This window comes from Parabacteroides sp. PM6-13 (genome assembly GCF_029892605.1).
In the GTDB taxonomy this organism is placed as follows: Bacteria; Bacteroidota; Bacteroidia; order Bacteroidales; family Tannerellaceae; genus QVMG01.
In genome coordinates this window covers 194,286-206,750 of sequence record NZ_JARXWF010000005.1, presented here as the reverse complement: position 1 = coordinate 206,750, position 12,465 = coordinate 194,286, and the positions used below count along the sequence as shown (strand labels likewise).

Genomic DNA, 12,465 nt, shown 5'->3' with positions numbered 1-12,465 from the left:
CGCAAAAGGCCTCTCATAATTCATAATTCATAATTCATAATTCATAATTTATTATAGGTTTCCAGTGCCTTCTCTAATACCACAAGCGCTTTGGCCAGTTCCTCTTTGTTCAGGACATAGGCGATGCGCACCTCGTTGCGTCCCAGGTTGGGATTGGTATAGAAGCCCGAAGCCGGAGCCATCATAACGGTCTGCCCTTCGTATTCAAAGTGTTCCAGACACCAGGCACAGAACTTATCGGAATCGTCTACCGGTAACTTCGCCACGGTATAGAAAGCACCCATCGGAATGGGAGAATAACAACCGGGGATGCGGTTCAAGCCGTCGATCAGGAAGTTACGGCGTTCCAGGTATTCATTATACACATCGAGCATATACTCTTCGGGTGTATCGAGCGATGCCTCGGCAATGATCTGACCAATCAATGGCGGACTCAAACGAGCCTGGCACCATTTCATCACATTCTCGCGCACCTGCTTGTTCTTGGTCAGAATAGCCCCGATGCGGATACCACATTCGCTATAACGCTTCGATACGGAATCGACCAATACGACATTGTTTTCTATCCCTTCCAGGTGAAGCGCCGAGATATAAGGCGCGCCGGTATAGCAGAACTCACGGTATACCTCATCGGAGAAGAGAAACAGATCATATTTCTTAACCAGATCGCGTATCTGCTCCATCTCCCGGCGGGTATAGAGGTAACCGGTCGGGTTGTTCGGGTTACAGATCAGGATCGCCTTCGTACGCTCGGTGATCAGTTCTTCAAACTCTTCGATCGGCGGCAGGGCAAAGCCTTTCTCGATGGAGGAGGGGATGGTTTTGATTACCGCGCCGGCTGAGATCGCAAACGCCATGTAGTTCGCATACGCCGGTTCGGGCACAATGATCTCGTCACCCGGATCCAGGCAAGCCATAAAAGAGAAAGAGACCGCTTCCGATCCGCCGGTTGTGATGATGATATCGTCGACATCCACCAGGATGTTAAAGCGCGCGTAATAATCCACCAGCTTCTCGCGAAACGAACGGATCCCTTCGCTGGGAGAATATTCCAATACCTTGCGGTCTACCTGCCGCATCGCCTCCATCGCGACTTCAGGTGTAGGGATATCCGGTTGGCCGATATTCAAATGATACACCTTTGTTCCCCGTGCTTTAGCTTTATTAGCCAGCGGAACAAGCTTACGAATGGGAGAAGCAGGCATGCTGACTCCTCGTTGCGAAATGTTGGGCATAATACTCTATTTATTGAAAGTTGAATTGCAAATCGCTTAGCGAAGCGTAAAACAAAATGGAAAATTGAACGTTTCTCAAAGCATAAACTATTACTTTGTCACAAACAACCTTCCATTTGAATTATTTTGTTGCAAAAGTAGCGCAATTAGCGATATTATGCAAATAAGTCGTTTTTTTATTTACCCGGAGGAGGTGAATCTTTACTGGCGTGCATGGTTGATATAAACGCGTTAGGATCAGCCTCTTTTACCTCTTCCTTCAGGCGGGGCATATCTTTTCGCTCGGCAATCGTAAAAATAATCTCACGCTCTTTGCCTTCATACATACCACGGCCATGCAGGAAGGTGCCCCGCATTTTCATCTTATTGACGATAATATCCTTGATCTCCTCGGTTTTGTTGGAGACGATAAACACCGCCCGGTTGGGATTCTCCACCTGGAACATATCCACTACTTTGCCGTATACAAAGATGGTAAACCAGGAATACAAGGGCACCGTCCAATCCTGAAAGGCCAGAAGCCCCAGCAGGACAATCGCCGAATCCAATAAGATGATCACATTACTCACCTTCATATTGGAGTTCATCGCAATCACCCGCGCCAACACATCGGTTCCCGCGCTGGTACTATGCGCCTTGAAGATACAGGCTACCCCGGCTCCCAGTATGGCACCGCCATAGAATCCGGCGATAAACGGGTCGTTCTCCAACAAAGGCTCTGTCAGAAAATAAGAAAGTCCGTCGGTAAAGAAGGAGATCAATAAGAAGGTGACGGCGGTTTTTGGTCCCGACGACAAGCCCAGTTTCTTTAAGGCAATGATCATCAACGGTACATTAAAGAAGAGCGCCGTTATCCCCATCGGTAATCCGTCGGGCAGGAAAGAGAAGACACCCTTCGTGACATGATGAAGCACAATGGATATACCATAGACACCTCCCGGTACAATCTTATAGGGCGCGATAAACAAGACATAACTCAAGGCTTGCAGAAACGATCCCACGACAATAAATGAGTAGTCTGTCAGATGATTTTTCCATGTGACCGGCGTGGAAAGCTGGATTTTTTGTTTCATGTTTTGACGAAATAAGTATTTGTGTGTTTAAGCCGCAAAGATATATAAAAAAAGAGGTTACCTTTTTCAGATAACCTCTTATTTTCTGTCTCGCCGAGAATTATTTTGAATCGGCATAATAGGTGTCGGATGTTGAAAACCTTTCCGTCATGATATAGCCGGAATTAATTATGTTAAAAACTCTCAGGTATTCTTTCATTTGCTTCTCGTTGAGGACCTTCTCCATCGAAGCAAGCATCTCCTTCACCAGGGCTTTTCTTTTTATGTCTTTCGCCTGTAGGTTTTTCATGCCGGCAATCTCCAGTTGAGCCGCAATAAAAAGGCTATTGATCTCCTCCACCTTCTTCTCCTGTCGGGGAGTTGTCCCAAGCATATCACACAACCAATCGGTATGTATATTGATTGGTTTCCGGCAGATGATTATATCTGCTTTTTGTGCGAAACCCATACTCCCGGTAAACAAAACCACTATCATGGCAATCACCCATCTTTTCATACTATTTCTACTTATTAAAGGATTTATACTATATACAATCTATCCTATACATCGTAATGTACAGACAAAGTGAATAATAGTCTCAGGGCCCGGAGATTTCAATTACTTCTTCTATCTTATTAGACTCCCGCCTCGGTGGAAATGTTGCAGAAAAAGGGAACAATTTGCTGTTTGTGGTTCGCTTTTTTTTATTCTCACCCGCATGAGAAAAAATTCTCATGCGGGTGAGAATTTTTTTTGCGGTTCGGAAAGAAACGTAGAGCTGCTCATTCGGGATGTTTTAACTACCTTTGTATTTTGTATGAATACAGAAAAAAGGAACATGCATAAAACCTCTACCCAAAGCCGGGTATTTACCATCACTGATTTTGTATTGGGTAGTTCGTCGGCAAAAGACGAAACAGGGGAAGGCGAGATCTCTATTTCGGGTGGAATGGCTATGTGTACCTGTACAAGAGGGATATTTTGTTTTAGTATCAACGATAAAATCTACAAGCTTGAGCAGGGTCAGGTCTTCACTTTCCTGCCCAGACAAACGATAAAGGTGATTTCTCGGAGTAATGACTTTTGCGGTCAGACACTGGTGTTCCCGATCGATTTTATGCCCGATTATCTTTCGCCCATCAATTATGAAGTCGTTTTCCGGATGATTGAGAACCCGGTATTATCGGTTTCGCCCGAGACGATGCAAGCGGTTCTTCAGATGCATAGCCTGATTGTAGAGAATTACAACAACAAAGAAAAAGCGTATAAGGAAGACATTGTAAAAGCGATGCTGCTGGCAGTGGTATTGGAGATCGGTTCGGAGTATGCCAAACATCAGCAAACACGTCTGCCGACAGTAAAAACCCGCAAAGAGGAACTGACTGAAACGTTTATCACGCTTCTACTCACACATTACAAAACAGGGCACAATGTGGTTTTCTATGCCGAAAAAATGTCGATAACACCCAAATACCTCTCGGCAGCCGTCAAGGAAGTAATCGGTCTTGGTGCTCTCGATTGTATTAACGCGGTAATAATAGCCAAAGTCAAATCTTGTCTGAGAAACAGCCAGCGTACTGTACTGCAACTATCAGAAGAGTTTAATTTCCCTAACTCCTCCTTCTTCGGACGCTATTTCAAACAGCATACAGGAGAGACTCCTCTTCAATATCGTTATCGTAATCAATAAAGGAATACACAGACACACATTACCATAAAAAGGAAAAATCGGACGTTTCTGTCGCCTGAACGGTCGACCCTACAACTGAAGATATCCGTACCTTTGCCGCTCATATTTTTATGGTAATGATGAGAGTATTCCTATTGTCTTTTTTTAGTCTGCTGGCTACTTATGCACATTCTCAAACCGTTCTGACATTGAAAGAATGTCTGGAAATTGGTATTGAGAACAATCTATCGTTGGAAGGCCGCCGCAAAGTGATACAGAAGAGCAGGTATGGCGTATCCGAAAACCGGGCAAGACTGCTGCCTCAGATAAATGGCTTTGCCAATTACAATAACAACTTCGACCCTCCGGTTTCGGTGACAGATGGCTCATCGTATGGTACGCCCTACAATGTAACCCATACCCTGCAACATAACAGCAACGCGGGATTGCAACTACAACTGCCTCTCTATAACCAGACACTCTACACATCCATTTCGATTGCCAAGACGGTAGAAGAAATTAACCGGCTGTCATACGAGAAAGCCCGTGAAGACCTTATCGTGCAAATCAGCAAGATGTATTATCTGGGACAGGCTACGGTGGAACAGATCGTGTTGATTAAATCCAATATCGTCCGCTTGGAAGAATTGAAGAATATAGCCTTGGCATTCTATGACAACGGAATGGCGATGGAGGTAGATGTCAAGCGCGTCAATATCAACCTGGAGAACCTGCAAGTGCAATACGACAACCTGCAAGCCATTCTGGAACAGCAACTCAATATGTTGAAGTATATTATCGACTATCCGGCGGAAGAACAGATTGCGTTAATACATGTAAATACAGATGATATAACTTCCGTACCACTTACCGGTTTACCGGAAAGTCTGTATGAAATCAGGCTCTTAAGTTCACAAAAACAGTTGGCAGAACAACAGAAAAGTATGATAAACAGCAATTATATCCCTTCGTTAAGCCTGACGGGCAGCTGGATGTATTCTGCCTACACCGATAAGTTCAAGAACTGGTTCCATTCGGGACCATCCAACCATTGGTATCGCTCCTATGGGCTGGGACTCTCTTTGCGTATCCCTGTCTTCGACGGATTGGAAAAGAAACAGAAAACAAGGCAGGCACGGATGGATATTGAGAAGATAAGTCTGGAACAGGAAGATCTGCAGAAGCACCTCAACACCCAATATATGAATGCCCAGAACGATATGATGAACAACCTGCGCAACTTCAAACGGCAAAAGGACAACTACCGGGTCGCCGAAGATGTGTATACCGTCACCATGGAACTCTATCGGGAAGGCATTGCTTCGATGATTGAGGTATTGCAGGATGAGATGCAGATGGTAGAAGCGCAAAACAACTACATCAGCGCCCATTACAACTATCAGGTAGCCAATCTGAGCCTATTGAAACTAACCGGGCAGATAAACAGATTAGTCGAATAAAAGAAAGAAACAGATATGGAAGATACAACGCAAAAGAACACCCATCCGGATAAAGTAAAGAGATTGAAGAAGCTGCGCCGTTGGCAAATCGTAGTCAGCATATTAGGCGTAACGATTATCGTCTGGGGACTGATCCAAGTAGTATGCCTATTCTTCAATTACAAACGTACCGAAACCAGTAACGACGCACAAGTAGAACAGTATATCTCGCCCGTGAACCTGCGGGCTTCGGGTTATATCAAAAAGATATACTTCACGGAACATCAAAAGGTACAAAAAGGAGATACACTGCTCGTATTGGATGATAGCGAATACAAAATCCGTGTGATGGAAGCCGAAGCGGCACTGAAAGATGCCGAAGCCGGTGCTACGGTCGTGGGCGCTACTTTGCAGACTACGCAGAACACCGCCTCGGTCTACGACGCTTCTATCGCCGAGATAGAGATTCGTTTGTCTAAACTCCGGAAAGACCTGCAACGCTATAAGAACCTGGTTGCTCGCAATGCCGCTACTCCTATCCAATTGGAGCAGATAGAGACGGAATATGAAGCAACCCGTAAAAAGCTCGAAGTGGTAAACCGGCAGAAAAAGGCGGCACTCTCAGGAGTAGACGAAGTGGCGTATCGCCGTAAGAACACCGAAGCGGCCATTCAGCGAGCTACAGCAGCCTTGGAGATGGCTAAACTTAACCTTTCCTATACGGTGGTATTGGCTCCGAGCGATGGAAAACTCGGCCGCCGGGCTTTGGAAGAGGGACAGTTCATTACAGCCGGACAGACGATTACCTATATCCTGCCCGACGGACAGAAATGGGTCATTGCCAATTACAAAGAAACACAGATCGAGAACCTTGCTCTCGAACAGGAAGTAGAGATTACCGTTGATGCCATTAGTGATAAAACATTTACCGGCAAAATAACCGCCATATCGGGCGCGACCGGTTCTAAGTTCTCTCTGGTGCCGACCGATAACTCGGCAGGTAACTTCGTGAAAATACAGCAGCGTATCCCCGTGCGCATCGACTTCACCGATCTCTCCGACGAAGATAATGAGAAGTTAGCGGCAGGCATGATGGTGGTAGTAAAAGCAAAACTCTAAGACAAGGTGGCGTCTTATCCGAAGAACTATCCGTTTTATAATTGGGTACCCAAACCCTTGGGTATCCTTATCTTGTTGTTTCTTTTCCTGCCCATCCTTTCTATCGGGGGTGTTTACTCGGTAAACAGCGGCGAGATGATGAGTGGCTTAGGCATTGTGTCGGAACATATACAGTTTGCCAACTTCGTAACCGCTATCGGCATGGCTGCTTTTGCTCCCTTCTTCTACCAGTTGGTACGCATACGCCGACAGAAGATGATGTGCATTTTCGGCTTCTCGCTCATGTATATCTTCAGCTATATATGCGCGAAGACCGATAGCATCTTCCTCCTGGCTCTTTGCTCCCTCTTGATGGGTTTCCTGCGGATGGTATTGATGATGGTAAATCTGTTTACGCTGATTAAATACGCTTTCGGTATGGAGGCTACCCGCAATATCACGCCCGGCATGGAACCGAAAGACGAAGAGGGTTGGGATAATCTCGACAAGGAGAAAAGCGCGAGTCAACCTATTATTTATCTTTTCTTTATGATATTCGGACAGCTTGGCACTTCGCTTACCGCCTGGCTCGCCTATGAATACGAATGGCAGTATGTCTATTATTTTATGATGGGATTGTTGTTATTCTCTATCCTGATTGTATTTATCACCATGCCTTATAGGAAATTCTTGGGGCGTTTCCCGATTAACTTTCGCAAGTTTGGCAATGTAGTAGCCTTCTGCATCACGCTTATCTGCATCACCTACGTGTTGATTTACGGCAAGACGCTCGACTGGTACGACGACCCGACGATCCGCTGGGCTACGGCTATCGGCATTCTATCCGCCGGTGTCTTTCTCTATTTAGACGGACGCAGGCATTTCCCCTATTTCCTCCTGAGTGTTTTCCGCTTGCGAACAATCCGTATCGGCATTATGCTCTACCTGATGCTGATGATTGTTAATTCGAGTGCTATGTTTGTCAATGTGTTTACCAATGTGGGTATGAAAATTGACAACTACCAGAATGCCACCTTAGGCAACTGGAGCATCGCGGGTTATGTGATCGGTGCTATTATTTCCATTATACTTGGCTCAAAGAATGTACACTTTAAATATCGGTTCGCACTCGGCTTCTTCATTATCGGGCTCTCGTCCCTCTTTATGTATTTCGAAGTGCAGAGTGCCGGACTGTATGAGCGCATGAAATATCCGGTCATCATACGCTCCGCCGGTATGATGATTCTCTACGCGCTGACAGCCGTTTATGCCAACCAGCGGATGCCTTTCCGTTATCTTTCGACCTGGATTTGCATTATGCTCACCGTGCGTATGATATTAGGACCGGGTATCGGAACGGCCGTTTATACCAACCTCCTGCAAGAGCGCCAGCAGCACTATGTTACCCGCTACGCGCAAAACGTAGATACCATCAACCCCGACGCTTCCGCTTCTTATAGCCAGACATTGCAGGGAATGCGCTATCAGGGCAAAAGCGTTACGGAAGCCGAACACATGGCGGCACTCTCAACGAAAGGCCGTATTCAGGTGCAAGCTACACTCTCTGCCCTGAAAGAAATGTCGGGTTGGGCAATCTACGCCTGCCTGTTTTGCATGGGGATTGTCTTGTTTATGCCATACCCTAAGCGGAGGTTGGAGGCGTAGAAGGTAGTCTTTTCAAATAAGGGAATAATAAGAAGAATACCATAGTCTGAAAAATAATGAATAAATAATGGCTTATGTAACATTTGTTACGTGTTTTTTTAATTCTTATTCCTATATTTGCCTTATTAAGTTTCTGATTGTGACGCCATGAGAAAACTACTTCATATAATACCCTGGTATTTTGTTGTTCCGCTGTTTGTCGTAGCCGGGATTGTTGCCGGATTGGGGGGCTACACGATCTATATGTCGCGGGTTCACTCTTATCTGTCTGATGAACCGTCGACCTGCGTCAATTGTCATATTATGACTCCTTACTATCAATCATGGATGCACAGCTCTCATCATTTGTGGACAAACTGCAATGATTGCCATGTGCCGCAAGACAATGCTTTCAATAAATATGCCTTCAAGGCAATGGACGGATTGTATCATGCCGCTGTGTTTACGTTGAAAGGCGAGCCACAGGTTATTCGTCCGCGCGACGCGAGCAAGGAGGTGATCATGAACAACTGCATTCGCTGTCATACGCAGTTGAATACGGAGTTTGTGAATACCGGTATGATAAGTTATACACAGGTGAAAGAGGGTGAAGGCAAAGTATGCTGGGACTGCCATCGGGAGGTGCCGCACACCGGGGTAAGCAATCTTTCTTCATCGCCTAACGCGCTTGTTCCGCTGCCGCAATCGCCTGTGCCTGACTGGTTAAAGAATATCATGAATAATAAATAATAAGATCCGATATGTTCAAGAAATTAGCAGAAGCAATCAAGCAAAAGCCTATCATTGGCTGGGGTATCTTCGCAATCGTAATGGTTGGCGTGTTTGTGTTGGGGCTTTTAGCAGTATCCATCACCGAGCGTAGGGCGGAAATCGCCACCTTGTATCATAACAAGAAAGTAGAGATTTCGGGCATAAACCCTCACAGTGAGGACTGGGGATTGAACTATCCCCGCGAATACGACACCTGGAAGAAAACCAAAGAGATGGATTTCAGCAGCAAACACTTAGGCAATACGCCGGAAGATGTACTGGAGAGTCGTCCGGAGATGGTTGTGCTCTGGGCAGGTTATGCTTTCTCACGGGATTATTCCGCTCCGCGCGGACATATGTATACCCTGGAAGATATGACACATACGTTGCGTACCGGAACGCCCGATCACGACCATAAGGATCTGCAACCGGCTACCTGCTGGACCTGTAAGAGTCCGGATGTGCCCCGTATGATGCACGAGGTCGGCATAGAAAATTTCTACAAAGCGAACTGGAGCCAATTCGGCAGTGAGATTGTCAATCCGTTGGGATGTGCCGATTGTCATGATCCGCAGACAATGAACCTGACCATTACCCGTCCGGCACTGATTGAAGCCTTCCAGCGACAGGGGAAAGATATTACGGACGCTACGCCACAGGAGATGCGTATGCTGGTTTGCGCGCAATGTCATGTGGAGTATTATTTCCAAGGGGGGGGCAAATACCTCACCTTTCCATGGGATGGGGGCATGACTGTCGAGGCTATGGAGGAATACTATGATAACGCGGGCTTTACCGATTGGGTGCACGGGCTGAGCAAAACGCCTATGCTCAAGGCGCAACATCCCGACTACGAACTCTTCCTCTTAGGACCTCACGCGCAAAGAGGATTGTCATGCGCTGATTGTCATATGCCGTATATGGCTGAAGGGGGGATCAAATATTCAAACCATCAGGTCGTGAGTCCGCTTAAAAATATCTCTTCTACCTGTCAGACCTGCCACCGGGATAGCGAAGATAATCTACGCAACTATGTGTATCAATACCAGGATAAAGCATTAGAGATCCGCGATCGGGTGGAGACGGAGCTTGCCAAAGTGCATATCATGGCCAAGACGGCTTGGGATAACGGAGCGGATGATGCCAAGATGAAAGAATCGCTGAAGCTGATTCGTCAGGCGCAATGGCGTTGGGATTTTGCCGTCGCCTCACACGGTGCGTCGTTTCACGCGCCTGTTGAGACACAGCGTATCCTTGCCCATAGCCTGGATCGTACCATGCAGGCGCAGTTGGAACTGCAAAAAGTATTGTTCTCTTTAGGCATAACCGATGTGAAGATGCCGGATATCTCCACCAAAGAGAAAGCGCAGGAATACATCGGTTTGGATATGGAAAAGCTACGTGACGATAAAGACAAATGGATACAAACAACATTGCCTGCCTGGCTGGAAAAAGCAAAGGACGAAGGTAAGTTGGCGTTGAACTAATCAGTCAGATACCCATACGCCTAATCGAATGAACAAAGCTACAAACCGCAAGATATGGCAGATGCCTTGGGGATACAAGGAGAGTCTGATCATTACTTGCGGAATTGTTATGGTCGGTTTCCTTTTGCAACTGACGACCGGGAGTTTCAATTTCTATCTGTTGGCGGCACCGGTCAACCTGTGGGTCGGAATCGCTCTCGTTGCCCTCTCCGCAGCTTCGCTATGGATAGGTAAAAGCCGGTTTATGAAGTGGTTTACCGGTGTGCCTTTTGCCGTCAGTCTGATTTCTGCCTTGCTTATTCTCTGTCTTATCATGGGATTGACTCCGCAAGTTGCCACTACCGGTCATCCGACAACTCTTTTCAGTCGATTGGGATTCGACAATATGACCCATTCGTGGGCTTTTGTCTTTATCTACTTCACGATCCTCCTTTCGCTTGGCAGTCTGATCGCCCGGCGACTCTATCGGTTCCGATGGAAGGATTACGGGTTTTATCTGAATCATATCGGTCTTTGGCTGGTCTTGTTTGCTTCGGGTCTGGGATATGCCGATATGGCGAGGTATGTGATGTATGTGCGTGAAGGCGAAGTGGAATGGCGTGTGTACGATGAGCATAATCAGGTGAAAGAACTGCCGATAGGTATCAAGCTCAATGACTTTGATATGGAGGAATACCCTCCCCAACTAACAGTCATCGATCGTCAGAGCGGAGAGCCACAACCGGTTGACAATCCTGATTATTACCAGATAGACCTGAAATCTCCCGCAGGTCGTTTGAACGGATGGGAGATAGAGGTGAAGGAGTATATCCATCAGGCTGTTCGCTCAAGCGACAGCACCTATCGCGAAGTGCCCATGCCCGGCGCGACTCCGGCTGTTAAGATACGTGCTGTAAACCCGTTAGGGGAAGAGCGAAGCGGTTGGGTGTGCGGCGGAAATCAGGCACAGCTCTATATGACACTGGCGCTCGATGAACAACAATGCGTGGTGATGACTCAGCCTGAGCCGAAACGGTTTACCTCCGATATAGAGGCGTATATGCCGGACGGGACAGTCAAAAAAGGGCTGTTGGAAGTGAATCATCCCTTACGTATAGGTAGTTGGATGATCTACCAATCGGGCTATGATGATAAAGCGGGTAGGCTATCCTCTTACAGCGGTATGGAACTGGTCTATGATCCTTGGCTTATGCCTGTTTATATAGGTTTTCTCCTTATTGCCTTAGGTGCGATAGCGATGATTCTGAACGGGAAAGATATAAAACGGAAAGAAGAAAATGATAAACTGGAATAGCTTTATATGGTTTGCCATCCCTTCGGTGGCTCTTTGGTTGGCTTCCGGACTTACGGTCTATCGGTCGCGGAAAAGGTTGGCTGATATACTGATGCTTTCCGGTATCGCCCTGTTCACGGCCTTTATTATCGGTTTTTGGATTTCTATCGAACGCCCGCCGATGCGGACGATGGGGGAGACCCGTCTTTGGTATTCGTTCTTTTTATCTGTCGTGGGATATCTGGCCTACCGTCGATGGAAATATCCCTGGCTATTGTCGTTCTCGGCCTTGGTGGCTTCTGTTTTTGTATTTGTCAATCTGTTCAAACCCGAAATTCATTCCAAAAACCTGATGCCGGCTTTGCAAAGTATTTGGTTTGTGCCTCATGTTACCTCGTATATCCTATCGTATGCCATGCTGGGCGCGGCTACCATCGGTGCTTTTGTGCAGCTTCGGAAAATAGAGCTGACCTCCCAAGCCGACAAGAACATTTTTTCTTTTATAGATAACATCGTTTATATCGGCTTCGGCTTTCTTGTGTTGGGCATGCTGATGGGGGCTGTCTGGGCGAAAGAGGCGTGGGGGCATTACTGGTCGTGGGATCCGAAAGAGATCTGGGCCTTTGTTACCTCTTTGGGGTATCTGGCTTATATTCACATCCGGTTGCATGGAAAGAAACAGGAAAAGACATCACTTTGGCTGCTTCCCATTGCCTTTATCTTATTGATGATAACCTGGATCGGTGTGAACTACCTGCCATCGGCACAGGGTAGTGTTCATGTGTATTGACGATCT

The 12,465-nt window shown here is 46.6% G+C and carries 11 protein-coding genes; 8 read left to right on the top strand and 3 right to left on the bottom strand.

Annotated elements, in window-relative coordinates:
- Positions 1–41: 41 nt before the first annotated feature.
- From M2134_RS06975 to M2134_RS06965, 3 genes are all read right to left on the bottom strand, one after another.
- The gene (locus M2134_RS06975; RefSeq protein WP_280750563.1) at positions 42–1,235 is read right to left on the bottom strand and encodes a pyridoxal phosphate-dependent aminotransferase; all 1,194 of its coding nucleotides are present in this window, start codon (positions 1,233–1,235) and stop codon (positions 42–44) included.
- 176 nt (positions 1,236–1,411) lie between these two features.
- Complete coding sequence (locus M2134_RS06970; protein WP_280750562.1) at positions 1,412–2,308, bottom strand: YitT family protein; 897 nt, start codon at positions 2,306–2,308, stop codon at positions 1,412–1,414.
- A 100-nt stretch (positions 2,309–2,408) separates the two neighbouring features.
- Positions 2,409–2,804, bottom strand: coding sequence for a hypothetical protein (locus tag M2134_RS06965; protein ID WP_280750561.1), 396 nt, complete (start codon positions 2,802–2,804; stop codon positions 2,409–2,411).
- A gap of 322 nt (positions 2,805–3,126) precedes the next feature.
- Between M2134_RS06965 and M2134_RS06960 the strand changes: the two genes are divergently transcribed.
- The 8 genes from M2134_RS06960 to ccsA all read left to right on the top strand — a co-directional run bounded on the left by M2134_RS06960 (position 3,127) and on the right by ccsA (position 12,459).
- Entirely contained in the window at positions 3,127–3,978 is an 852-nt protein-coding gene (locus tag M2134_RS06960; protein ID WP_280750560.1) for a helix-turn-helix domain-containing protein, read from the top strand.
- A 110-nt stretch (positions 3,979–4,088) separates the two neighbouring features.
- Complete coding sequence (locus M2134_RS06955) at positions 4,089–5,417, top strand: TolC family protein (protein WP_280750559.1); 1,329 nt, start codon at positions 4,089–4,091, stop codon at positions 5,415–5,417.
- Positions 5,418–5,432: 15 nt separating this feature from the next.
- Positions 5,433–6,515: an HlyD family secretion protein gene (locus M2134_RS06950; protein ID WP_280750558.1), complete on the top strand. Its 1,083-nt coding sequence runs from the start codon at positions 5,433–5,435 to the stop codon at positions 6,513–6,515.
- Positions 6,516–6,521: 6 nt separating this feature from the next.
- Positions 6,522–8,159, top strand: a complete 1,638-nt coding sequence (locus tag M2134_RS06945; protein WP_280750557.1) for an MFS transporter — start codon at positions 6,522–6,524, stop codon at positions 8,157–8,159.
- Between the two features lie 147 nt (positions 8,160–8,306).
- Complete coding sequence (nrfH, locus tag M2134_RS06940; RefSeq protein ID WP_280750556.1) at positions 8,307–8,888, top strand: cytochrome c nitrite reductase small subunit; 582 nt, start codon at positions 8,307–8,309, stop codon at positions 8,886–8,888.
- An 11-nt stretch (positions 8,889–8,899) separates the two neighbouring features.
- On the top strand, positions 8,900–10,396 hold the full coding sequence (gene nrfA, locus M2134_RS06935; RefSeq protein WP_280750555.1) for an ammonia-forming cytochrome c nitrite reductase: 1,497 nt from the start codon (positions 8,900–8,902) through the stop codon (positions 10,394–10,396).
- A 28-nt stretch (positions 10,397–10,424) separates the two neighbouring features.
- A complete protein-coding gene (locus M2134_RS06930) occupies positions 10,425–11,690 on the top strand; it encodes a cytochrome c biogenesis protein ResB (protein ID WP_280750554.1) in 1,266 nt (421 codons plus the stop codon).
- The gene (gene ccsA, locus M2134_RS06925) at positions 11,677–12,459 is read left to right on the top strand and encodes a cytochrome c biogenesis protein CcsA (RefSeq protein WP_280750610.1); all 783 of its coding nucleotides are present in this window, start codon (positions 11,677–11,679) and stop codon (positions 12,457–12,459) included. Before M2134_RS06930 ends, ccsA begins: the two co-directional genes overlap by 14 nt.
- The last annotated feature ends 6 nt before the right edge of the window (positions 12,460–12,465 follow it).

What these genes read in the sequence shown, in the direction of transcription:
- M2134_RS06950 (WP_280750558.1), top strand. Translation starts at nt 5,433, where the DNA reads ATGGAAGATACAACGCAAAAGAACACCCATCCGGATAAAGTAAAGAGA.
- M2134_RS06965 (WP_280750561.1), bottom strand. Translation starts at nt 2,804, where the DNA reads ATGAAAAGATGGGTGATTGCCATGATAGTGGTTTTGTTTACCGGGAGT.
- M2134_RS06970 (WP_280750562.1), bottom strand. Translation starts at nt 2,308, where the DNA reads ATGAAACAAAAAATCCAGCTTTCCACGCCGGTCACATGGAAAAATCAT.
- M2134_RS06960 (WP_280750560.1), top strand. Translation starts at nt 3,127, where the DNA reads ATGCATAAAACCTCTACCCAAAGCCGGGTATTTACCATCACTGATTTT.
- nrfA (WP_280750555.1), top strand. Translation starts at nt 8,900, where the DNA reads ATGTTCAAGAAATTAGCAGAAGCAATCAAGCAAAAGCCTATCATTGGC.
- M2134_RS06975 (WP_280750563.1), bottom strand. Translation starts at nt 1,235, where the DNA reads ATGCCCAACATTTCGCAACGAGGAGTCAGCATGCCTGCTTCTCCCATT.
- M2134_RS06955 (WP_280750559.1), top strand. Translation starts at nt 4,089, where the DNA reads ATGGTAATGATGAGAGTATTCCTATTGTCTTTTTTTAGTCTGCTGGCT.
- M2134_RS06930 (WP_280750554.1), top strand. Translation starts at nt 10,425, where the DNA reads ATGAACAAAGCTACAAACCGCAAGATATGGCAGATGCCTTGGGGATAC.
- nrfH (WP_280750556.1), top strand. Translation starts at nt 8,307, where the DNA reads ATGAGAAAACTACTTCATATAATACCCTGGTATTTTGTTGTTCCGCTG.